21 protein-coding genes are annotated in these 21277 nt (G+C 71.6%); 8 read left to right on the top strand and 13 right to left on the bottom strand.

The annotated features are described in order from the left end of the window. Nucleotides 1-28: 28 nt before the first annotated feature. The 3 genes from J2Y46_RS09940 to J2Y46_RS09930 all read right to left on the bottom strand — a co-directional run bounded on the left by J2Y46_RS09940 (nt 29) and on the right by J2Y46_RS09930 (nt 3741). Entirely contained in the window at nt 29-1408 is a 1380-nt protein-coding gene (locus tag J2Y46_RS09940; RefSeq protein WP_045297439.1) for an APC family permease, read from the bottom strand. A gap of 189 nt (nt 1409-1597) precedes the next feature. Next, entirely contained in the window at nt 1598-3157 is a 1560-nt protein-coding gene (locus J2Y46_RS09935; RefSeq protein WP_045297438.1) for a glycerol-3-phosphate dehydrogenase/oxidase, read from the bottom strand. Further along, entirely contained in the window at nt 3154-3741 is a 588-nt protein-coding gene (locus J2Y46_RS09930) for a TetR/AcrR family transcriptional regulator (protein ID WP_045297436.1), read from the bottom strand. The genes J2Y46_RS09935 and J2Y46_RS09930 overlap by 4 nt, the downstream gene beginning before the upstream one ends. Nucleotides 3742-3775: 34 nt before the next feature. Here J2Y46_RS09930 and J2Y46_RS09925 point away from each other — a divergent pair, with 34 nt between their 5' ends. Further along, nucleotides 3776-5440, top strand: coding sequence for an FAD-binding oxidoreductase (locus tag J2Y46_RS09925; RefSeq protein WP_045297435.1), 1665 nt, complete (start codon nt 3776-3778; stop codon nt 5438-5440). After that, the gene (locus tag J2Y46_RS09920) at nt 5437-6342 is read left to right on the top strand and encodes a diacylglycerol kinase (protein ID WP_310242018.1); all 906 of its coding nucleotides are present in this window, start codon (nt 5437-5439) and stop codon (nt 6340-6342) included. The genes J2Y46_RS09925 and J2Y46_RS09920 overlap by 4 nt, the downstream gene beginning before the upstream one ends. Before the next feature lie 13 nt (nt 6343-6355). Here J2Y46_RS09920 and J2Y46_RS09915 read toward each other — a convergent pair whose 3' ends face one another. Both J2Y46_RS09915 and J2Y46_RS09910 read right to left on the bottom strand, forming a co-directional pair. Beyond that, nucleotides 6356-6598 (bottom strand): zf-HC2 domain-containing protein, encoded by a 243-nt coding sequence (locus tag J2Y46_RS09915; RefSeq protein WP_045297433.1) that lies wholly within the window; start codon nt 6596-6598, stop codon nt 6356-6358. Continuing rightward, nucleotides 6595-7317 (bottom strand): sigma-70 family RNA polymerase sigma factor, encoded by a 723-nt coding sequence (locus J2Y46_RS09910; RefSeq protein WP_211255863.1) that lies wholly within the window; start codon nt 7315-7317, stop codon nt 6595-6597. The genes J2Y46_RS09915 and J2Y46_RS09910 overlap by 4 nt, the downstream gene beginning before the upstream one ends. A gap of 62 nt (nt 7318-7379) precedes the next feature. Here J2Y46_RS09910 and aroA point away from each other — a divergent pair, with 62 nt between their 5' ends. From aroA to bcp, 3 genes are all read left to right on the top strand, one after another. After that, nucleotides 7380-8753 carry a 3-phosphoshikimate 1-carboxyvinyltransferase gene (aroA, locus tag J2Y46_RS09905; protein ID WP_310242017.1) on the top strand — a complete coding sequence of 458 codons (1374 nt, stop codon included), beginning with the start codon at nt 7380-7382 and terminating at the stop codon, nt 8751-8753. An 83-nt stretch (nt 8754-8836) separates the two neighbouring features. Further along, nucleotides 8837-9895 carry a ribosome small subunit-dependent GTPase A gene (rsgA, locus tag J2Y46_RS09900; protein ID WP_045297430.1) on the top strand — a complete coding sequence of 353 codons (1059 nt, stop codon included), beginning with the start codon at nt 8837-8839 and terminating at the stop codon, nt 9893-9895. 9 nt (nt 9896-9904) lie between these two features. Continuing rightward, nucleotides 9905-10375, top strand: a complete 471-nt coding sequence (gene bcp, locus J2Y46_RS09895) for a thioredoxin-dependent thiol peroxidase (RefSeq protein ID WP_045297429.1) — start codon at nt 9905-9907, stop codon at nt 10373-10375. On the opposite strand, the gene J2Y46_RS09890 is transcribed toward bcp, so the two are convergent. Further along, nucleotides 10372-10791, bottom strand: a complete 420-nt coding sequence (locus tag J2Y46_RS09890) for a hypothetical protein (protein WP_045297428.1) — start codon at nt 10789-10791, stop codon at nt 10372-10374. The two genes, bcp and J2Y46_RS09890, sit on opposite strands and share 4 nt — an antisense overlap. Before the next feature lie 247 nt (nt 10792-11038). Between J2Y46_RS09890 and J2Y46_RS09885 the strand changes: the two genes are divergently transcribed. Continuing rightward, nucleotides 11039-11287 (top strand): WhiB family transcriptional regulator, encoded by a 249-nt coding sequence (locus tag J2Y46_RS09885; protein ID WP_018171995.1) that lies wholly within the window; start codon nt 11039-11041, stop codon nt 11285-11287. 125 nt (nt 11288-11412) lie between these two features. Here J2Y46_RS09885 and J2Y46_RS09880 read toward each other — a convergent pair whose 3' ends face one another. Genes J2Y46_RS09880 through J2Y46_RS09870 form a run of 3 tightly spaced genes read right to left on the bottom strand, consistent with a single transcriptional unit; the run spans nt 11413 to nt 14863 of the window. After that, the gene (locus J2Y46_RS09880) at nt 11413-12897 is read right to left on the bottom strand and encodes a sensor histidine kinase (RefSeq protein ID WP_045297424.1); all 1485 of its coding nucleotides are present in this window, start codon (nt 12895-12897) and stop codon (nt 11413-11415) included. A 23-nt stretch (nt 12898-12920) separates the two neighbouring features. Beyond that, nucleotides 12921-14234: a P-loop NTPase gene (locus tag J2Y46_RS09875; protein ID WP_310242006.1), complete on the bottom strand. Its 1314-nt coding sequence runs from the start codon at nt 14232-14234 to the stop codon at nt 12921-12923. Next, nucleotides 14231-14863, bottom strand: coding sequence for an SAF domain-containing protein (locus J2Y46_RS09870; protein WP_045297421.1), 633 nt, complete (start codon nt 14861-14863; stop codon nt 14231-14233). Before J2Y46_RS09870 ends, J2Y46_RS09875 begins: the two co-directional genes overlap by 4 nt. Before the next feature lie 98 nt (nt 14864-14961). Between J2Y46_RS09870 and J2Y46_RS09865 the strand changes: the two genes are divergently transcribed. Beyond that, nucleotides 14962-15243: an excisionase family DNA-binding protein gene (locus tag J2Y46_RS09865; RefSeq protein ID WP_045297419.1), complete on the top strand. Its 282-nt coding sequence runs from the start codon at nt 14962-14964 to the stop codon at nt 15241-15243. A 37-nt stretch (nt 15244-15280) separates the two neighbouring features. On the opposite strand, the gene J2Y46_RS09860 is transcribed toward J2Y46_RS09865, so the two are convergent. Continuing rightward, entirely contained in the window at nt 15281-15889 is a 609-nt protein-coding gene (locus J2Y46_RS09860; RefSeq protein WP_310242003.1) for a hypothetical protein, read from the bottom strand. A 129-nt stretch (nt 15890-16018) separates the two neighbouring features. Here J2Y46_RS09860 and J2Y46_RS09855 point away from each other — a divergent pair, with 129 nt between their 5' ends. Then, nucleotides 16019-16459, top strand: a complete 441-nt coding sequence (locus J2Y46_RS09855) for an Rv3235 family protein (RefSeq protein WP_045297416.1) — start codon at nt 16019-16021, stop codon at nt 16457-16459. Nucleotides 16460-16564: 105 nt separating this feature from the next. Here the strand turns inward: J2Y46_RS09855 and J2Y46_RS09850 are convergent, their stop codons facing one another. From J2Y46_RS09850 to secA, 3 genes are all read right to left on the bottom strand, one after another. After that, nucleotides 16565-16921, bottom strand: a complete 357-nt coding sequence (locus J2Y46_RS09850) for a hypothetical protein (protein ID WP_310241999.1) — start codon at nt 16919-16921, stop codon at nt 16565-16567. A gap of 73 nt (nt 16922-16994) precedes the next feature. Then, nucleotides 16995-18221: a pyridoxal phosphate-dependent aminotransferase gene (locus J2Y46_RS09845; protein ID WP_045297413.1), complete on the bottom strand. Its 1227-nt coding sequence runs from the start codon at nt 18219-18221 to the stop codon at nt 16995-16997. 83 nt (nt 18222-18304) lie between these two features. Beyond that, nucleotides 18305-21139 carry a preprotein translocase subunit SecA gene (gene secA, locus J2Y46_RS09840; RefSeq protein WP_045297412.1) on the bottom strand — a complete coding sequence of 945 codons (2835 nt, stop codon included), beginning with the start codon at nt 21137-21139 and terminating at the stop codon, nt 18305-18307. Nucleotides 21140-21277: the final 138 nt, after the last annotated feature.

Here is a 21277-nt window from a genome sequence, read left to right as displayed (position 1 = left end):
GCTTTCCGCAGGTTCGGCCCTGGAGAACTCAGCTTCGCGCTGAGTCCAGGGCCGAACTGCGTTCAGCCGGAACCGCCGTCGTCTTCACCTCGACGTTGGACCCGGCCTCCGCGGCCACGATTCCTCCGTCAGGCGCGTCCGCGCGCCGCGACGGGCGCCGCAGCCGCTTCCAGACCGTCACGAGGATCGCGGCGAGCGCGAGTGCAGCGGCGGGAAGCAGATTCGCTCCGGCCAGGAGCAGCAGGCCGACCGACAGCACGGCCGCGACAACTGCCATGAACCAGCCGGCCGTGAAGCGGGGCAGGATGAGCGTCGCCGCGATCATGCCGGCGGCGTAGATCGACACCATGTTGCTGGTGTGGATCAGGATGAACGTCTGCAGGTCGCCTCCGGTCGCGAGCGCGATCGTGCAGTAGACCATCGCGATCACGAACGTCAGCAGCAGGGCGCGGCGAGGCATTCCGCCCGGCTCGGCACCGGGCGCGAGCACGCGGGGCAGATCGCCCGACGACGCGAGCGATGCCCCGAGCTTGCCGAACGCGGCGAGATAGGCGTTCATGACGCCCAGCACCACGATGGCCGCGATGGCGCCGATCGCGGTCGGACCGAACCCGGGCGCCACCGCCTCAGCGAGCGAGAGCAACGGCACGGCGCCGGCGCCGGCGTCCTCGCCGAGCACGCCCACGGTCACGACCTGCAGCAGCAGGTACGCGAGGCCGGTCACGACCAGCGCGATGGCGGTGGCGATCGGGATGCTGCGGCGCGGGTCGCGGAACTCCCCCGAGATGTGCGTGCCGACCTCCCAGCCCGCGAACGCCCACACGAAGAGGCTGATCGCCGTGCCGACGCCCGCCCAGCCGTGGGGCAGGAACGGCGTGAAGCTCGACGCCTCGACCGCGGGGAAGGCCGCGGCCACGACGAAGACGACGATCCCGACGAGGAGGCCGGTGAGGACGAACTGCACCCACCCGGCGACGCGCACGCCGAGCATGTTGACGGCGAACGGCGGGATGAGTATGGCGAAGACGAGGATGGGCACGGCGACGCGGTCGATATGGAGGATCGCGGTCAGGTACTCGGCGCCGAGGACCGCGAGCACCGGGAAGCCGGCGGCCACCCCGAAGTAGAACCAGTAGCCGGTCGCGCGGGCGGCCGTGCGACCGAGCGCGCGGCGCACGTAGCTGGCGACGCCGCCCGGATCGGGGTAGCGCGCGGCCAGGGCGGCGAAGGTGCCTGCGAGCGGCACGGCGAGCACGATGACGGCCAGCACCGAGACGATGGACGCCGGACCCGCCACGTCGGCCGCGAGGCCGGGGAGCACGAGGAGCCCGGTTCCGAGCACCGACGCGATGTACAGCGCCGTGCCCTGCACGACGCCGAGTCCGCCGTGGGTTGCGCTGCGAGTCACCGTTCCAGTGTGACGGGGACGTGCGACACCCCGACCCGTCTGCGCCGCCGTCCTGGAGCGGATTCCTGCCAACCCGCTCTCCGTTTCCCCCTCATCCGAGGATGCGAGCCGAGATGCGGAGCGCATCCGGCGTCTCGCCCCTCATCCCGGCTCAGATCCTCGGATCAGGAGCCTCGCCGCGACGGCCGCTCACCCCTCGATCGGGTCGACGCCGACACGGGCGAAGGCGGCGGCGGCGGCATCCGTCGACTGCTCGCGGTCGGTCTCGACGAGACCGAGGCGGGTGCGCCGGTCGAGGAGGTCGGCGATGCTCAGGGCGCCCTCGACCGCGACCCCCCACTGGAACTCCTGGGCCGTCACGCCGCATGCGGCGGCCGGCCCTGTCGGGAGGGCGGCCGCGTAGGGCGCCTCTGCGCCGAACCGGCGCACCAGGCGCGGCGCCGCGGCGATCTCGCCGAGGCGGTGCCGGGGCCACGCGCCGACGAGGGGGATGGAGCGCGTTCCCGACGGGCGGGACGCGAACCCGGGGTCGCGCCGGATCACGGCGTCGACGGCGTCCTCCGCCATCCGCCGGTAGGTGGTGAGCTTTCCGCCGACGATGCTGAGCACGCCGCTGGAGGACTCGATGATCGCGTGACGGCGCGACAGGTCGCTGGTGTCGTGGTCGTCGGCGCCCGCGAGGAGCGGCCGCAGGCCGGCGAAGGTCGAGAGCACGTCGGTGCGGACGAGGGGCTCCTCCAGCACGGTGTTGACCGTGCTGAGGAGCATGTCGATCTCGGCCTCGGTCGCGTGCGCGACGTCGGGGATCGGCCCGTCGTCGGGCACATCCGTGAGGCCGATGTAGGTGCGACCGTGCTGCGCCGGCAGTGTGAAGACGAAGCGGCTCGACGAGCCGGGGATCGGCACGGTGAGCGACACGTCCGAACCGGCGAGGCGGGCCGTCGACACGACGAGGTGCGTGCCGCGGCTCGGCCGCAGCCGGACGTCATGGTCGAGCTCCCCCGCCCACACGCCCGTCGCGCTCACGACCGCGCGCGCGTGCACGTGGATCGTCCGGCCTGTCACGAGGTCGCGGAGGGTCGCCTCGCGTCCGGTGACCGAGACGGCCTCGACACGGGTGAGGACGGATGCCCCGTACCCGGCGGCCGTCCGCGCGACGGCGACGACGAGCCGGGCGTCGTCGAAGAGCTGTCCATCCCAGCCGCGGACGCCGCCGCGAAGACCCTCGGCGCGTACGGCGGGAGCGAGGGCGAGGGTGGCATCGCGTCCGATCGGGCCTGGTGACCGCAGCAGCGATCCGGGCGTTCCGACCGCGCGACGCAGGCCGTCGCCGAGCTCGTACCCCATGCCGATGTACGCGCCGCGTGCGACGTGGCCGGGCTCGTGCAGCGGCACGACCTGCGCCAGCGCGCGCGTGAGGTGCGGCGCAGTCCGGGTGAGGAGGATGTGCCGCTCCGTCGCGCTCTCGTGCGCGATCCCGATCTGACCCGACGCGAGGTATCGCAGGCCGCCGTGCACGAGCTTGGAGCTGAAGCGACTCGTGCCGTGCGCGAGGTCGTGCCGTTCGACCAGGACGGTGCGCAGGCCCCGGCTCGCAGCATCCAACGCGATCCCGGCTCCGGTGATGCCGCCGCCGATGACGAGCACGTCGATCTCGTCCCCTCCGGCGAGCGCGTCGAGCTCGCGGGCGCGCCGGGCCGCAGAGAGCGCCGACGGCCCGGGCGTGCGCCCCACGACGCGCGTCGTCATCGCTGCTCCTCGGCGGCCGGTGCGAGGTAGCCGCGCAGCGCGTGCGCGAGCTCGGTGCGCCACGCGTCTTCGGGGAGCCACTCGGCGACGAGCGGCGCCGACTGCACCGCCGACTGCACGATGAGCAGCACCATGGCCGCGAGCTGCAGCGGACCGCCCGTGCGCACGAAGCCGGCGCGCTGGCCGGCGGCGATGCGCCGGGCGGTCTCGGCGTGGATCGCCCGCTGGCTCGTCCCGAGCCGATCGAGGATGTACCGGGCGAACAGCTCGGGGTCGGTGTCGCGGAGCCGATCGACCAGGGGCAGACGCCGCACGCGGTCTGCGGTCTCGACGAGCAGTGCGACGAGCCCGTCGAGGTCGGCCGACTCCCCCGCCTCGGCGGGAAGCGCCGCGACGAGCTCGCGCGTCACGAGCGCGGCGAAGACCGCCTGCGCGTCGGGCCAGTAGCGATAGAGCGTCTGGCGGGCGATCCCACAGCGCCGGGCGATGTCGGACGCCGTCGTCCGGCGGATGCCGTGCGCCAGCACCTCGGCGAGCGCGGCGTCGAGGATCGCGGTCTCGGTGTCGGGCACTCCATCGGCCATGTGACAACAATACAGAATGTGTCATACTGTCGCCATGGCTGCGACGGTGCCCATCGATCCCCCGACCGACCCCGGGCGTCCGCTCGCCGTCCCGACGCCCCGACCGCGCGGCGACTGGGACGCCTGGGGGTCCGAACCCGCGCGCCTTCCGGCCGCCGCGAAGACGATCGTCGCGACGCTGCTGCCAGGCAAGGCGCACCCCGTGCCGCACCGACCCGCGCCCGTCCTGACGCCGTCGCTCCTCCCCGACGACGACCTATCGGCGCTCGCGGCCGTGGTCGGGGCCGACGCGGCGACGCGTGACGATGCGGTGCGCATGCTGCACCTCGGCGGCAAGAGCACTCCCGACCTGCTGCGGCGGCGGCTCGACGACCTGCAGGCCGCGCCCGACGCGGTGGTCTCCCCCGCCGACCACGCCGAGGTCGCCGCCGTGCTGCGCGTGTGCGCCGACCGCGGGATCGCCGTGGTGCCCTTCGGCGGGGGCACCTCGGTCGTGGGCGGCGTCGACCCCGTGCGCGGCGCCCAGCGCGCCGTGATCACCCTCGATCTCAGCCGGGCCGCGGCACTGCTCGCGCTCGACGAGGTATCGCTCCTCGCGACCTTCGGCGCCGGCACGACCGGGCCCCAGGCCGAAGAGCTGCTCGGCGCACGCGGCTACACGCTCGGCCACTTCCCGCAGAGCTTCCCGTACGCCTCCCTCGGCGGATACGCGGCGACGCGGTCGAGCGGCCAGGCCTCGCGCGGCTACGGCCGCTTCGACCATCTCGTCCATGCGCTGCGCGTGTCCACTCCGGCGGGAGATCTCGACCTCGGGCGCTCCCCCGCGAGCGCGGCCGGCCCCGACCTGCGCCAGCTGTTCCTCGGCTCGGAGGGCGCCTTCGGCGTCCTCACCGAGGTGACCGTGCGCATCCGCCCCGTCCCAGCGGCGACCGCGTACCGCGCGTGGTCGTTCCCCGATTTCGCCGCGGGGGCGTCGGCGTTGCGCGAAGCCACGCAGCGCGGCATCCGTCCCACCGTCCTGCGGCTGAGCGACGAGACGGAGACGCGGGTGAACGCGGCGATGGGCGGACACCTGACGCGGCTGCGCGGATGCCTCGCCGTCGCCACCTTCGAGGGCGCGACGTCCGCCGATGCCGAGGCGACACGAGATGCGCTCGACACGGTCTTCCGCGCGCACGGCGCATCGTCGCGCGGTGAGGATCCGGCACGCTCCTGGGAGCGCAGCCGCTTCGCCTCGCCCGCGCTGCGCGACACCCTCATGGACATCGGCGTCCTCGCCGAGACCCTCGAGACCGCGACGACGTGGGCGAACCTGTCCGCCCTCAAAGCCGCCGTCACCGCGGCGCTCACCGAGAGCCTCGCCGCCGCAGGCACGAAGCCCATCGTGCTGTGCCACATCTCGCACGTGTACCCGGCGGGCGCGTCGCTCTACTTCACGGTGGTCGCCGCGCTCACCGACGATCCGCAGACCCAGTGGATGAGGGCGAAGGATGCGGCGTCCCGCGCGATCGGCGACGCCCACGGCACGATCACCCATCACCACGCCGTGGGGCGCGATCATCGGCCCTATCTCGAGGAGGAGATCGGACCGCTCGGCGTGCAGGTCCTGCGCGCGGTGAAGAACGTGCTGGACCCGCGCGGGATCATGAACCCGGGCGCTCTGGTCGAGCAGGTCGGCGACACGTCGGAGCGGACATGAGGGTCGCCCTGCTCGTCAACCCCGCGGCGCGTGCCGGCGCCCACACCGGTGCCGCGACCCATGCAGCCGAGCGCCTGCGCGCACACGGGGTGCAGACGTCGATCCTGAGCGGCGGCAGTGCGGCCGAGTCCTCCGCGCTGCTGCGCACCGCGATCGAGGTCGGCGTGGACGCGGTCGTCGTCGCCGGCGGCGACGGCACCGTCAACCTCGCGATCCAGGAGGTCGGGGGCACCGGCGTCCCGCTCGGCATCGTGCCGTCAGGCACCGGCAACGACTTCGCGGCGACGCTCGGCCTGCGCGAGCTCGACGTCACGGCGGCGGCCGACGCGATCGCGGGGGGCGTCACCCGGGCGATCGACCTGGCCCGCGTCACCCGCGCGGACGGATCGACGAGGTACTTCGGATCGGTGCTCGCGAGCGGGTTCGACTCGAAGGTCAACGACCGCGCCAACGCGATGCGGTGGCCGCGCGGCGGATCGCGATACAACATCGCGATCCTGGTCGAGTTCCTGACGCTCGCCGGCATCCCGTACGAGGTGGAGCTGGAGCTCGCCGACGGCACGCGCGAACACGTGGTCGGCGACCTCGTGATGGCGACGGTCGGCAACGGGCGCACGTACGGCGGCGGCATCCCGATCTGTCCCGATGCCGACCCGGCCGACGGCCTGCTCGACCTCGTGCTCGTGCGTCCCGCCGGCAGGCTCCGCCTGCTCCGCCTGCTCCCCCGGGTGTACCGGGGCACGCACGCGGGCGTGCCCGAGGTCGCGATGCGACGTGTGCGCTCGGTGCGCCTGTCCTCACCGGGGGTCACCGCCTACGCGGACGGCGACCCGATCGGCGCGCTCCCGCTGAGAGTCGACGTGGTGCCCGGCGCGCTCACGATCTTCACGCCCGCCGGCTGATCCGGCGCAGGCGTCAGTGCGCCGCCTGGACCGCCCGGAGCTTGGCGAGCACCTGATCGCGCAGCTCTTCGGGCGCGCTCTCCTTGCACGCCCGCGCAAGCACCTCGGTCAGCGTGGTGGCGACGAGTGCTTCGTCTCGGCAGCCCTCACAGTTGGCCAGGTGCTCGGCGATGTCGCTCTGCTCGGTCTTGCAGACCTCGTGGCGCAGGTACTCCTCCAGGTCGCGCCGCGCCTTCTCACAGCCGCAGTCGGTCATTTCGTGCTCCTTGTGGCGGCGGGGGTGATGCCGCGCTCTTTTGCGTAGTCGGCCAGCAGTTCACGCAGCATGCGCCTGCCACGATGCAGACGGCTCATGACCGTGCCGATGGGGGTCTTCATGATGTCGGCGATCTCCTGATAGGCGAAGCCCTCGACGTCGGCGAGGTACACCGCCAGCCGGAAGTCCTCCGGGATGGACTGCAGCGCGTCCTTCACGACCGACGCGGGCATGTGGTCGATCGCCTCGGCCTCGGCCGAGCGGGTGCTCGTCGCCGTGGTCGACTCGGCACCGCCGAGCTGCCAGTCCTCGAGGTCGTCGATCGTGCCCTGGTACGGCTCGCGCTGCTTCTTGCGATACGTGTTGATATAGGTGTTCGTCAGGATGCGGTACAGCCACGCCTTGAGGTTCGTGCCCTGCGTGAAGGTCTTCCACGAGGCGAACGCCTTGACGAATGTCTCCTGCACGAGATCCGCCGCATCGGCGGGGTTGCGGGTCATGCGCATGGCCGCGGCGTACAGCTGGTCCATGAAAGGCAGCGCCTGCTCTTCGAACTGCGCACGGGGATCCTGTTCGAGGTCCGCCTCGGCAGCCTGGTCGGTCGACTCGCTCATCACGCGCCAGTCTACGGCGGCAGGTTGCAGGCTGCCTGGGACGCCCGGGTCGCGCTCGGCGAGGAGGGGCGCGTCGTGATCGAGGCGCTCGAGGGTGGCGAACATCCGGCTCCGCTCGGTAGGTTGCTCCCGGCTCGTGCCCACCGGGTTCAGTAGGGTAGAACCCGATGACAGCCGACGCGTATTCCCCGCCCTCCGCGCCGATCGAGCGCGGCCACTGGCCCGCGCCCGTCGCGGACGGCGCGCTGCACGCCACGGTGACCGTTCCCGGCTCGAAATCGCTGACGAACCGTGAGCTGATCCTGGCTGCCCTCGCCGACGCCCCCAGCCGCCTGATCGCGCCGTTGCACTCCGACGACTCCGCCCGCATGATCGACGCGCTGCGCTCCCTCGGCGTCGGCATCGAGCGCGTCGAGGGCACCGGGCCGTACGGCGACGACATCGAGGTGACACCGGTGTGGCCGCTGCGCGGCGACACCGTCGTGGACTGCGGGCAGGCGGGCACCGTCATGCGGTTCGTGGCCGGTCTCGGCGGCTTCGCACGCGGCGACGTCACCCTCACGGCGCACGAGAGCGCGCTTCACCGCCCGATGGGCGCGATGATCACGGCGCTGCGCGACGTCGGCGTCGACATCGACGACGGCGGCCACTGGGCGCTCCCCTTCATCATCCGCGGCCATGGCCACGTTCGCGGCGGGGAGGTGACGATCGACGCCAGCGCGTCGAGCCAGTTCGTCTCGGGGCTCCTGCTCGCGGCGCCGCGGTTCGACGTCGGGCTGCAGCTGCGTCACTCCGGGGCGCGACTGCCGAGCATTCCCCACATCGACATGACCGTCGAAGCCCTCGGGCACCGCGGCGTTCACGTCGAGCGTCCGGGCATCGGCGAGTGGATCGTGCCTGCCGGCCCCATCCGCGGCAAGGACGTCGCGATCGAGCCCGACCTGTCGAACGCGGCGCCGTTCCTGGCGGCGGCCATGGTGGCCGGCGGCTCGGTGTCGGTCACCGGCTGGCCCGCGCACTCCACCCAGCCCGGTGCGATGCTCACCGAGATCCTGTCGCTCATGGGCGCCCGCGTGGTGCGCCGCGGAGGAGCGCTCACCGTCACCGCAGGGGCGGGCATCCAGGGCGTCGATCTCGACCTGTCGGCCGCCGGCGAGCTGACCCCCACGATCTTCGCGTTGGCCGCCTTCGCCGACTCCCCGTCGACCCTGCACGGCATCGGTCATATCCGCGGCCACGAGACCGACCGCATCGCGGCACTCGTCGCGGAGCTGCGCGGCCTCGGAGGCGAGGCCGAAGAGCTGCCCGACGGCATCCGCATCGTCCCCCGCCCGCTCCACGGCGGAACCTGGCATGCGTACCACGATCACCGCATGGCGACCACGGGCGCCCTGATCGGCTTGGCGGTGCCCGGAGTCGAGGTCGACGACATCGGCACGACCGCCAAGACGATGCCGGAGTTCCCGCAGATCTGGCAGCGGATGCTCGACGGCGAGCACGCCGATGGCGGGCTCCCCGAGGAGACGATGCGCGCCTCGTGAGGCGGCGCGTGGACACGTTCGCGGAGCGATCGGGATGACCAGCGTGAACCGATCCGGGATGACTCGATGAGCGGGACGACACCGTGAGCTGGCTCGACGACCTCGACGACGACGAACCGGAGTTCGATGAGGCCGACGTGCGCGTGCGGCCGAATCCGAAGGCCAACCGCCCCCGGACCAAACGCCGTCCGGCGCACAGCGACGCCGAGATCGCGCGCGTGCTCGGCGTCGACCGCGGCCGGTACACCGTGCTCGTCGACGAGGACTTGCCGACAGAGCGCACGGCGCTCGCGGTCCGGGCGCGCGAGCTGCGCAAGACGCCGATCGTGACCGGCGACCGCGCCCGCGTCGTCGGTGATGCGTCCGGCGACGACGGCACACTCGGGCGCATCGTCGGCATCGAGGAGCGCACCTCGCTGCTCAGACGCAGCGCCGATGACACCGACCAGGTCGAGCGCGTCGTCGTCGCCAACGCCGATCAGATGCTCGTCGTGGTCGCCGCCGCGGACCCCGAGCCGCGCCCGCGGCTCGTCGACCGCTACCTCGTCGCGGCGCTGGACGCCGGCATCCGTCCTCTCCTCGTCGTGACCAAGACCGACCTCGCCGACCCGGCGGAGTTCCTCGCGCACTTCGACGGCCTCGACCTCGAGGTGTTCACGAGCGGGCGGGAGGAGATGCCGCTCGAGCGCATCGGGGCGGCGCTCGTCGGCCACTCGACGGTGTTCGTCGGCCACTCGGGCGTCGGCAAGTCGACGCTCGTCAACGCGCTCGTTCCCGATGCCAAGCGCGCGACCGGGCACGTCAACGTCGTGACCGGTCGCGGGCGGCACACTTCCAGCTCGACCGTGTCGCTGCGCTACCGCGGCGAAGGAGGCAACGGCTGGGTCATCGACACCCCCGGCGTGCGCTCGTTCGGCCTCGGCCACGTCGACCCCGCGAACATCCTGCGGGCCTTCACCGACCTCGACGCGATCGCCCAGGAGTGCCCCCGCGGATGCACGCACCTCGCCGATGCGCCGGACTGCGCCATCGTCGAGGCCGTCGAGGAGGGCCGCCTGGGCCCGGGCGGCGCCGCCCGCCTCGACTCGCTGCAGCGACTGCTCGAGACGTTCGCCAAGAAGGGCCAGGAGCCCGGCGCCTAGAGTGGGACGGTGACCACGACGCGCCTCGAACCCGGTTCCCTCGCCCCCGCCTTCACGCTCGTCGACCAGGACGAGCAGGCCGTGACGCTGAAAGATCTGCGGGGCGGACGCGTGATCCTCTTCTTCTATCCCGCGGCGATGACTCCCGGGTGCACCAAAGAGGCGTGCGACTTCCGCGACAGCCTCGCCCCGCTCCAGGCCGCCGGCTACACGGTGCTCGGCATCTCCCCCGACGAGCCTGAGAAGCTCCGCCGGTTCCGGGAGCGCGACGGCCTCACGTACGACCTGCTGAGCGACCCCGGCCACAAGGTGCTCGAGAAGTACGCCGCATGGGGCGAGAAGGTGAACTACGGCAAGACCTTCATGGGCGTCATCCGTTCGACGTTCGTCCTCGACGAGAAGGGCCGCATCACGCACGCGCTGTACAACGTGCGTGCGACGGGCCACGTCGCGCGCGTGCGCGCGCTCCTCGGCGTCTAGGAGCCCGCCCGCCCGCCGGCCTCTTCGTCGCGCTCCCCGCGCCCGGCCCTGCCGGCGTCGCGCACGGCGAGCACCAGGAGCACCAGGACGACCACGGCCGGGGCGGCGAGCGCAAGCGCGGCCGCGGGATCGGCGAACGCGCCCGTCGCCGCTCCGAGGGCCACCGCGAGGATCAGCAGCTGCGTGACGATGCCGCCCGAACGCCCCCACGACTGGCCGCGCCAGATCGCGAACGCGAAGGCGATGACCGCGGCCGCACCGACGAGGGTCAGCACCGCCAGCGCGATCGCGCTCTCGATCGAGCCGGTGTCGCCCGAGGCGATCGCGACGATCTCGCGCACCGTGAGCGCCGCGAGCCCGAGTCCCTCGAGCCCCACCAGCACGGCGGCGATCCTTCCGGACAGGTTTGTCCGCATTCTCCGTCGACTCCTTCTTCCACCGACAGCGGTTTGTGCGAACTCTCCATACCCGCTGGGGAACACTCAGCAAGTCCTACACAAACCCGCCGATGAACCCTTGATTCAGGTAAACCGCTATGGGACGATTGGTGAAGCCGTGTGCTCCCACAGCGACGTGGGGCGAGATTCTTCTCGCACATCCCACAGGGTACCGGACCCGAACCGGGCCCTTACTCCCCACCCCTCTGTCACAAGGAGCACCACCATGGACTGGCGCGACAAGGCCGCCTGCCTGACCGTCGACCCCGAACTGTTCTTCCCCGTCGGGAACACGGGCCCGGCCGTCGATCAGATCGAGAAGGCCAAGTCGGTGTGCGCACGCTGCACCGTCACCGAGATCTGCCTGCAGTACGCCCTCGAGACCGGTCAGGACTCGGGCGTGTGGGGCGGTCTCTCCGAGGACGAGCGCCGCGCGCTCAAGCGCCGCGCCGCCCGCGCGCGCCGCGCCTCCTGATCCTCAGGACGCCACACAGCATTCGATGAGCGGATGCCGCGACCCGCGGCTGGACCCCCGCCCCGAGAGGCTCCGCGCAGCGCGCCGGCGCCGCGCGGAGCAGGAGCGGGGACCGCTCATCGCTGTCAGTTCTTGGTGCGCTCGATGTAGCGCAGCGGGATGTCGATCGTGACCTCCGTGCCGCTGCCCATGATGGTGTGCCAGTCGATGGTGCCGCCGAGCTCGCCCTGGATGAGGGTGCGCACGATCTGCGTGCCGAGCCCGCGACCGACCTGACCCTCGGGGAGGCCGGAGCCGGTGTCGCGCACGCGCACCTCGAGTCGGTCGTCACTGCGCTCGGCGATGATCTCGACGTCGCCCTCCTGACCGGCGAGCCCGTGCTCGACGGCGTTCGTGACGAGTTCGGTGAGGGCGAGCGCGAGGGGCGTCGCGTATTCGCTGGGCAGGGTGCCGAAGCGACCCGTGGAGTGCGTCTTCGCGCGGGTGTTGGGGGCGGCGGCGACCTCGGCGACGAGCTTGAGCACACGCGCGAACACCTCGTCGAAGTCGACGTTCTGCGCGAGCCCCTCCGAGAGGGTGTCGTGCACCACGGCGATCGCCGACACCCGGCGCATTGCCTGGGTGAGGGCCTCGCGGGCCTCTTCGGTGTGGGAACGACGTGCCTGGATCCGCAGCAGCGACGCGACCGTCTGCAGGTTGTTCTTGACGCGGTGGTGGATCTCGCGGATCGTCGCGTCCTTGGTGATGAGCTCCTGCTCCTGGTGGCGGATCTCGGTCACGTCGCGGCAGAGCACGATCGCGCCGATCCGCGTGCCGTGATCGCGCAGCGGAATGGTGCGCAGCGACACCGTCACCCCGCGCGCCTCGAGATCGGCGCGCCATGGGGCACGGCCGGTGACCACGACCGGGAGCGACTCGTCGAACTGGCGCTTCGTCGGCAGGATGCCGGTCACCACCTCGACGAGCGACTCGCCCTCGAGCTCGTCGTCGAAGCCGAGGCGGTTGAACGCCGACAGCGCATTGGGGCTCGCGAAGGTCGTGATGCCGTCGACGTCGAGCCGGACCAGGCCGTCGGACGCACGCGGCGCGCCGCGGCGCGGCGACGTCGGCGCGGACAGGTCGGGGAAGTCGCCGGACGCGATCATGCCGAAGAGGTCGTCGGCGCAGTCGTTGAACGTGATCTGCTGCCGCGAGGGCGTGCGGGCCTCGCCGAGGTTCGTGTGGCGGCTGATCACGCCGATCACCGTCGCCTCCTTCCCGCTCTTGCGGGCCACCGGCACCGCCCTCACGCGGGTGGGGGTCTCTTCGAACCAGTCGGGCGACGCCGAGTCGACGATGCGGCCCGTCTGGAACGCCTCGCGCACCTGCGTGCGCCACTGCGGCCGCACGCGGTCGCCCACGATGTCGCGGTAGAAGAGCGTCGCCGCGCCGCCGGGACGAGTGTGGGCGACGGCGACGAAGGAGTCGTCGGAGGTCGGCACCCAGAGCACGATGTCGGCGAACGCCAGATCGGCGAGGAGCTGGCCGTCTCCTGCGAGACGGTGCAGCCACTCCACGTCTTCTTCACTGGAGCGGCCCTGGGCGTAAACGAGATCGCTGAGGGTCGACACGGACCTAGCCTAGAGCGCGCTGATCACACGACTCGTTCGCCGAGACGTGGCATGTCGTCGGCGTCGGCGTGCGCGGGTCGCCCGGAACCGGAGCGGTGGACGCCCCGCCGCCGCTGCTTCACGGCGCGCTGCGGCGCGGGAGCGGGCACGATCGCCTCGCCCACGAACCGGCGCATCGCGAGTGTGACGGGCGATCGGGGCGCCACGTCGGCGATCGGCTGCGACGCGAGGATCGCGGCATCCGCCGATCTCGGGTCCTGGGGCACGAACCAGACGTCCTCGATGCCGCCGAAGCGGTCGAGCGTGCGACGCACCTGCCCACGGGCGTCGATGCCGAGGGTTCCAGGGCGGAGCCGGTTCGCGACGACGGCCACCGGGGTCGCGCCGACGGTGGCGCGCAGGTCGGCGTGCCCGCGCAGGAACCGTGCGACGCCCACCGGATCGGCCGCCACCACCGCGACCACGAGGTCCGCGGCGCGCAGCGCGGCGAGGGTGGCGGCATTGCGGCGTGGCCCGTCGAGGTCGCTCATGATCTCTTCGTCGCGCTCGAGCGACGAGGAGACGTCGACCACCGTGTAGTCGGCCCACTCGCGGCAGGCGGCGAGCGCGGCGCCCACGCGCCGGTCGCTCAGCTCGGGCCAGCGGGAGGGCCTGTTGATGCCCGTGAGCACGTCGACGCCGGTGCGGCCGAGCGGCACCGCGATGCGGGTGAGCTCGCGCGCGTCGAGGCCGCCGAGCTCGGCCTGCCGGCACGCGGCGGCGAATCCGGGGCCCTCGTCGGCGAGCCCGAGCGTCAGCGCGAGCGACGGGGCGTGCGTGTCGGCGTCGACCAGCGCGACGTGGCGTCCGCCGCGCGCGAGTTCGACGGCGAGCTCTGCCGCGACGGTGGAGCGTCCGGGAGCGCCGGCGGGACCCCACACCGCGATCACGCGCGGCTGCGGGCGCGCGTGCGAGGCAGCGGTCGGCGGCTGCGGCGTCGCCGAGAGGGCTTCGGCGATGCGCCATGGCTCGGTGTGCAGCTTCAGCGGGGTCTCGAGTCCGCAGGATGCGGCGATCCGCTCCCCCGCCGCGTCCTCGACGAGCGGCACGACGCGCGTGCCGGCACGGTCGCAGAGTGCGACGACGGTCGGCGACATCGTGGCGCGCGACACCGCGACCACCAGCGCGTCGGCGTCGGCGAGGGCCCGGAGCATCGTCTCGGCGTCGGCGCCCAGCATCCCATCCGCCGCCGCGAGGGCGGGAGCGGATGCCGCGACCTCGGCGATCACGTCGATCCCCTCGCGCCGCAGTCCCTCGACGAGGAGGCGGGCCTCGTCGACGGCGACGACGACCCTCACGAGCCGGAGCCCGTCGTCGGGACGATCGAGAGCGCGGACTCGTCGGCCATCGCGGCGAGCGTGGCCGGCACGTCCGCGCGCGGGATCACGAGTTCGAGGGCGGCCGCACCGCCGCCGATCATGGAGTCGTCGCGCGTCACCGAGACCACGGTGGCGTCGGCGACCAGGATGCGCGGCTCGTCGTACGCGCCCTGCTCCCGCAGCGGGGCCGACCAGACCTCGACGACGCTGCCCGCCTCGACCGATGCCGGCACATCGACGGCGCTGCGCACGACGACACTTGTGGTGCGTGCGGAGGAGGGATCGCCGACGGATGCCGCGGGCACCAGTTCGCCCGCCTCGATCGTGCGTGTCGCGACGACGGGTCGGTCGAGGTCGTCCGCCGTGAGGTACGTGCCGGAGAGGGTCCCGAGCGCGACGTCGACGACCTTCAGGTCGCCGGTCCCGATCGCCTCGCCGGGGACGATCGTGTGGGCTGCGGCGTAGACCGGGACAGTCTGGCGCGCGGCCGACACGACGAGCCACACGCCGACGACGGATGCCGCCACGAGGAGCACGCCGAGGAAGAACCGGGCGTCTGCCCAGAAGGCTCGGCGCGGGGTTCGGAGGGGGTCGTGGGCGGCGGTCATGCGTCCATCGTCGCCGACTCGGCGCGAGGCCGTCGGGCGTTATCCACAGGGGTGAGGGGGCCCAGCCCGCACTGGGGAGGCAGGTCCATAATGGGGGCATGTCAGATGACCCGACGTCCGACGTGCGTCTGCTCGCACCCGCCCAGGTGGGCGAAGTGCTCGGCGTGTCGGTCGACGAGGTCATGGCTCTGGTCCACGAAGGGCGGCTTCGTGGACTGCGTGTCGGCGCGCCCGCACGCTGGCGGATCGACGCCGCGAGCGTCGGGGACTACCTCGACGACCAGGCCGAGGAGGCGCGGCGCATGGCGCTGTGGCGTCAGTCCCAGACCGCCAGCTTCCCCGAGCTGTGGGGCGGCAGCATCGTACGCCACCCGGACTGAGCGCGGCATCCCTCACGCGGATGCATCGGCCCGGCGGTCAGGGGATCGCCGGCGCCTCGTCCGCTCGGATCCAGGCGATGGCCCCGAACGGCACCAGCCGGTATCCCGACACCGCATCGGCGCGCCGCGGCGAGCCTTGGTCGTGCACGGCGAGGTCGAGGTGGTCGGCACCGGCGCGATCGATCGTGCCGGTGAGGACCCGCCCCGACACCAGGTGCACCGCGACCCCCGCCCGGCGGCGGACGAGGTCGCGCAGCACGAAGCCGAAGGTGAGCCGGTCGGCCAGGGACGACCGCGGCGGCGCAGGGCGCGCCGTGCGCAGGAGGTCGGCGTGCGGCAGGCCGATGGCCCCGATCGAGGCGAACGGCACGAGCACCGCGCCGCCCGGTCCGTCGGCGAGGGCCAGGGCGACCCAGTCAGCGCCGACGCCGGTCACCGATGCCCGCACCGTGGCGCCATCGCCGAGGTCGAACGACGCGACGATCGGCGAGGCCCCCTCGCGGGCCGCGAGCAGCATGAGGCGCTCGGACAGCTGCACCCGGGAGAGCCGCAGGCGCTCGGCCTCGGTGTCGAGCGCGGCACGCTCCGCCTCCCATTCGGAGGCGAGCTGATCCTCGAGGTCGTCGAAGAAGCGGTCCCAGCGCACTCAGCGAGAGTAGGGCACCGCGGCCGATCGGCCGACGAGTTATCCACAGCCGACCGGGCATGATTTTCCTGAGAGTTCGCTGTGTGATCTACTGTCCGGGAAGACATCCCCCTGTCGAGATTGGCACCCATGGCAACGACGCCCGCGGGCACCGCCCGCGTACCCTATGCGTCCCGCAGCAGCGCGCAGGTCGCAGAGTTCTTCGCGCCGCAGCGGACGCCGTCCACCGCGCTCCCCGCTCCGGAGCCGTTCCTGCGCAACCTCACGGTCGGCGTGCTCGAGGTCTTCGCGGGCGTCCGCGAAGTCGACCAGCTCGCTCGCTGGCTCACCGAGGACGCCTACCGCAAGCTCGTCACGCGCGCGAACCTCGCGACGCGGGCGCGCAGCGCGCGGGGTGTGGCGGCGAGGCGCCCCGTGCACACGATCATGTCGGTGCACGAGTCCTCCCCCGCCGACGGCATCATCGAGGCGGTCATCGTCGTGCGGGGGCCTGCGCGCACGCGCGCCCTCGCCGTGCGCCTGGAGGGCATGGACGGCCGCTGGCGCGCGACCTCGCTCGCTCTGCTCTGACGCACGCGCCGCCGTCACCCGCGCCCGGCTGACGGTGCCGTGGGAGGCGACGGCGTCCACGATCCGGCGACGGAGCCGGCCCCGACGATGCGGCCGGTCCCGTCGTCAGCTCTTGTCGTGGTCGTCGATGAGCTCGAGCAGCGACCGCAGCGCGTCGCGGATCTCGTAGTGGCCATGCTGTCCGGCGCGGCTCTCAGCCGAGATCACCCCGGACCGGTGGACCTTCTTGAAGTCGCCCATGGGGAACGAGTACGCCTGCTTCGTCTCCTCGTTCTCGCGATGGTCGATGCCGATGTGCCAGTGGGAGTACTCCGTCCATCCTTCTCGCTCGATGTACGAGTTCTCCTCGTCGGCTGTCGGCGCGGCTTCCGACCAATCGTCGCGTTCATCGCGCACGACCTTGCCGTCCCGGATGAGCGCCCGCGCATGGCGCAGCGCCGGCTGGTTCAGTTCGATGGACATGCCGCGAAAGTACGACGCGCGGCCGCGTCACGCGAGGGGGTTGACGCACGCCGCGACTCGCAGCCGACGTCTGCTACTGCTTGTACGAGGAGAGGAAGTTGCCGAGCCGCTCGACGGCCTCCGCGAGGACGCGGGCCTCGGGCAGCGTGACGATGCGCAGGTGGTCGGGGGTCGGCCAGTTGAAGCCGGTGCCCTGCACCAGCAGCACGTGCTCGGCGACGAGGAAGTCGTAGACGAGCTTGGCGTCGTCGCGGATCTCGTACACGTTCGGGTCGAGCCGCGGGAACGCGTAGAGCGCGCCCCTCGGCTTGAGGCACGTCACGCCGGGGATGCGCTCGAGGCCCTCCCACGCCGCATCCCGCTGCTCATGGAGGCGCCCCTCGGGCGCGATGAGCGCGTCGATCGACTGGACGCCCGACAGCGCGGCCTGGACGGCGTACTGCGCCGGCACGTTGGGGCACAGCCGTGTGGACGCGAGGAGCTGGATGCCCTCCAGGAAGCCCGCCGCGTGCTTCTTCGGACCGGTGATCACGAGCCAGCCGGAGCGATAGCCCGCAACGCGGTACGTCTTCGACAGGCCGTTGAATGTGAGGCACAGCAGGTCGGGCGCGAGCGTCGCGAGCGGGATGTGCTGCGCCTCGTCGAACAGGATGCGGTCGTAGATCTCGTCCGAGAGCAGCAGCAGCGAATTCTCGCGCGCGATCTCGACGATCCCCTGGAGAACCTCCCGGCTGTAGACGGCGCCGGTCGGGTTGTTGGGGTTGATGACGACGATCGCCTTGGTGCGCGGCGTGACCTTCTCGCGGATGTCTTCCAGCGAGGGCTGCCAATCGGCATCGGGGTCGCAGCGGTAGTGCACGGGTGTGCCACCGGCGAGGCTCGTCATCGCGGTCCACAGCGGATAGTCGGGTGCGGGGATGAGCACCTCGTCGCCCTCGTCGAGGAGGGCCTGCATCGTCATCGTGATGAGCTCGGACACGCCGTTGCCGAGATAGACGTCGTCGGGGTCGAACTGCGGGAAGCCGGGCACCTGCTCGTAGCGCGACACGACCGCGCGCCGCGCCGACATGATGCCCTTGCTGTCGCTGTAACCGTGGGCGTGCGGGACGGCCTCGATCATGTCGCGCACGATCTGGAACGGCGCCTCGAACCCGAACACGGCGGGGTTGCCCGTGTTCAGCTTGAGGATCGTGTGCCCGTCGTCCTCCAGCCGGTCGGCCTCTGCCAGTGCCTGCCCGCGGATCTCGTAGAGAACGTTCTGGAGCTTGCTCGACTGATCGAGGGGGCGGAGGGGACTCATCGCTTCAGGATATCGGCGGACGAGGAGGGCCAATGGACGCCAGGTGGCCCGCGCTCGCGCGCGGGCCACCTGGCGAGCGAGTCCTACTTCTTGCGCTGCTCGGCCGCGCGACGCTGCGCGCGGTTCAGCGGAGCCGCCGGCGCGGCCGGGGCCTCGGCATCCGTCCGCTGGCCGAAGGCTCCGCGCTGCTGCTCGGCGACGGGCGCCTGCTGCGGGGCGGGAGCCGCGGCGGCCGCGGCAGCCGCCTGGCGAAGACGAGTGGCCGCCTGCTGCACCTGCCCGCGATCGTTGCGCACCTCGACCTCCCCGGCGTCGTTCGCCGCGGTGTACTGCAGGCGCTGGGCCTCGACGGGCTGGGCGCCGAGGCCCTTGGCCTCGACCTGGGTGACCTGCTCGGCACCGGCCTCGCCCTGGCGGCGCACCTCGACCTCGAGGTTGTAGAGGTAGCCGACCGACTCCTCCTTGATCTGCCCCATCATCGCCTGGAACATCTGGTAGCCCTCGCGCTGGTACTCGATGAGCGGGTCGCGCTGGGCCATGGCACGCAGGCCGATGCCGTCCTTGAGGTAGTCCATCTCGTAGAGGTGGTCGCGCCAGCGGCGGTCGAGCACCTGGAGCACGACGCGGCGCTCGAGCTCGCGCGTCGCGGCCTCGCCGAGGGTGTCCTGGCGCTTGTCGTAGGCGATGCGGGCGTCGGAGAGGATCTCGCGCTTGAGTCCTTCGGCGGTGATGCCGCCCTTGCGGCCCGCCGCCTCGGCCACGACCTCGTCGATGGTGACACCCACCGGGTAGAGGGTCTTGAGCTCCGTCCACAGCGCGTCGAAGTCCCAGTTCTCGCTGTGGCCCGAGCCGGTGTGGTCGTCGATCACGGCGTTGATCGCGTCTTCGATGAAGTGCTGCACGCGGTCGGCGATGTCGTCGCCCTGCAGCATGTGCCGGCGATCGGAGTAAATCGCCTCGCGCTGGCGGTTGAGGACGTCGTCGTACTTGAGGACGTTCTTGCGGATCTCGGCGTTGCGCGCCTCGACCTGGCTCTGCGCCGACTTGATCGCGCGCGTGACCATGCCCGACTCGATCGCGACGTCGTCGGGGAAGTTCGTCCGCGCGATGATGGCCTCGGCCGCGCCCGACTGGAAGAGACGCATGAGGTCGTCGGTGAGCGACAGGTAGAACCGGCTCTCGCCCGGGTCGCCCTGACGGCCGGAGCGACCGCGCAGCTGGTTGTCGATGCGGCGCGACTCGTGGCGCTCGGTGCCGAGCACGTACAGGCCGCCGGCCTCGACGACCTTCGTGCTCTCCTGCGCGACGCGGTCGCGCATCGACTCGTAGACCGCGTCCCATTCGGCCTCGTACTCGTCGGGCGTCTCGACCGGGTCGAGGCCCTTGGTCTTCATCTCCTGCACCGCGAGGAACTCGGCGTTGCCGCCGAGCATGATGTCGGTGCCTCGACCTGCCATGTTCGTCGCGACGGTCACGGCGCCCAGCCGACCGGCCCGCGCGACGATCTCGGCCTCGCGGGCGTGGTTCTTCGCGTTGAGGACCTCGTGCTTGATGCCCTTCTTCGCGAGCAGGCGCGACAGGTACTCGCTCTTCTCGACGCTCACGGTGCCGACGAGCACCGGCTGGCCGACCTCGTGGCGCTTGGCGATGTCTTCGACGACCTGAGCGAACTTCGCCGTCTCGTTCTTGTAGACGAGGTCGGCCTGGTCCTTGCGGATCATGGGCTTGTTCGTCGGGATCGGGACGACGCCGAGCTGATACGTCGACATGAACTCCGCCGCCTCGGTCTCGGCGGTACCGGTCATGCCGGCGAGCTTCTCGTACAGGCGGAAGTAGTTCTGCAGCGTGACGGTGGCCAGCGTCTGGTTCTCGGCCTTGACCGGCACGGCCTCCTTGGCCTCGATGGCCTGGTGGATGCCCTCGTTGTAGCGGCGCCCGACCAGGATGCGGCCGGTGTGCTCGTCGACGATCATGACCTCGTCGTTCATCACGACGTAGTCGGTGTCGCGCTTGAACAGCGCCAGCGCCTTGATCGAGTTGTTGAGGAACGAGATGAGCGGCGTGTTCGCGGACTCGTACAGGTTGTCGATGCCGAGGTAGTCCTCGACCTTCTCGATGCCGGGCTCGAGCACGCCGATGGTGCGCTTCTTCTCGTCGACCTCGTAGTCGACGCCGGGCTCGAGGGTCTTCGCGATCTTCGCGAACTCGACGAACCAGCGGTTCGCCTCCCCCGACGACGGCCCCGAGATGATGAGCGGCGTGCGCGCCTCGTCGATGAGGATCGAGTCGACCTCGTCGACGATCGCGTAGAAGTGACCGCGCTGGACGAGATCCTCCTTGCGCCACGCCATGTTGTCGCGCAGGTAGTCGAAACCGAACTCGTTGTTCGTGCCGTACGTGATGTCGGCGTTGTACTGCTCGCGACGGACCTCGGGCGTCTGGCCCGCGACGATCGTGCCGGTGGTCATGCCGAGCGCGCGGTAGATGCGGCCCATGAGCTCGGACTGGTACGACGCGAGGAAGTCGTTGACCGTGACGACGTGCACGCCCTCGCCGGCGATCGCGTTGAGGTAGACGGGGAAGGCGCCGGTGAGCGTCTTGCCCTCACCGGTCTTCATCTCGGCGATGTTGCCGAGGTGCAGCGCCGCGCCGCCCATGATCTGGACGTCGTAGGCGCGCTGCCCGAGGGTGCGCTTCGCGGCTTCGCGGACAGCCGCGAACGCCTCGGGCATGAGGTGGTCGAGGGTCTCGCCGGCCTGGTAGCGGGCACGGAGCTCCGCGGTCTCACCCCGAAGCTCTTCGTCGGTGAGGTGCTCGTAGTCCTCTTCCAGCGCGCCGACGGCCTTCACCACCTGCTGGAGCCGCCGGAGGATGCGACCCTCACCGGCGCGAAGCAGTTTCTCGAGGGGGTTGGCCACGGAGTGTCTCCATCTTCAGGCTTTCGGGAGCGGCGCAACGGCGCCAGTGCCGCCGGGGTGCATGACCCCAGACATACCTGCCTATGTTATCCACCCGTGACCTTGGTGTGCGCTGGGTGTGCATTCGTCCATGGCGAC

The sequence above is a fragment of the Microbacterium sp. BE35 genome (assembly GCF_031457705.1).
GTDB classification, from domain to species: domain Bacteria; phylum Actinomycetota; class Actinomycetes; order Actinomycetales; family Microbacteriaceae; genus Microbacterium; species Microbacterium trichothecenolyticum.
This window is presented reverse-complemented; position numbering and strand designations above follow the sequence as displayed.

Bases quoted from the DNA above. Each gene is read 5' to 3' on its own strand.
- J2Y46_RS09935 (WP_045297438.1), bottom strand. From the start codon at position 3,157: ATGACGACGCGCGTCGTGGGGCGCACGCCCGGGCCGTCGGCGCTCTCT.
- J2Y46_RS09930 (WP_045297436.1), bottom strand. From the start codon at position 3,741: ATGGCCGATGGAGTGCCCGACACCGAGACCGCGATCCTCGACGCCGCG.
- J2Y46_RS09925 (WP_045297435.1), top strand. From the start codon at position 3,776: ATGGCTGCGACGGTGCCCATCGATCCCCCGACCGACCCCGGGCGTCCG.
- J2Y46_RS09920 (WP_310242018.1), top strand. From the start codon at position 5,437: ATGAGGGTCGCCCTGCTCGTCAACCCCGCGGCGCGTGCCGGCGCCCAC.
- J2Y46_RS09915 (WP_045297433.1), bottom strand. From the start codon at position 6,598: ATGACCGACTGCGGCTGTGAGAAGGCGCGGCGCGACCTGGAGGAGTAC.
- J2Y46_RS09910 (WP_211255863.1), bottom strand. From the start codon at position 7,317: ATGTTCGCCACCCTCGAGCGCCTCGATCACGACGCGCCCCTCCTCGCC.
- aroA (WP_310242017.1), top strand. From the start codon at position 7,380: ATGACAGCCGACGCGTATTCCCCGCCCTCCGCGCCGATCGAGCGCGGC.
- J2Y46_RS09890 (WP_045297428.1), bottom strand. From the start codon at position 10,791: ATGCGGACAAACCTGTCCGGAAGGATCGCCGCCGTGCTGGTGGGGCTC.
- J2Y46_RS09885 (WP_018171995.1), top strand. From the start codon at position 11,039: ATGGACTGGCGCGACAAGGCCGCCTGCCTGACCGTCGACCCCGAACTG.
- J2Y46_RS09870 (WP_045297421.1), bottom strand. From the start codon at position 14,863: ATGACCGCCGCCCACGACCCCCTCCGAACCCCGCGCCGAGCCTTCTGG.
- J2Y46_RS09865 (WP_045297419.1), top strand. From the start codon at position 14,962: ATGTCAGATGACCCGACGTCCGACGTGCGTCTGCTCGCACCCGCCCAG.
- J2Y46_RS09855 (WP_045297416.1), top strand. From the start codon at position 16,019: ATGGCAACGACGCCCGCGGGCACCGCCCGCGTACCCTATGCGTCCCGC.
- J2Y46_RS09850 (WP_310241999.1), bottom strand. From the start codon at position 16,921: ATGTCCATCGAACTGAACCAGCCGGCGCTGCGCCATGCGCGGGCGCTC.
- J2Y46_RS09845 (WP_045297413.1), bottom strand. From the start codon at position 18,221: ATGAGTCCCCTCCGCCCCCTCGATCAGTCGAGCAAGCTCCAGAACGTT.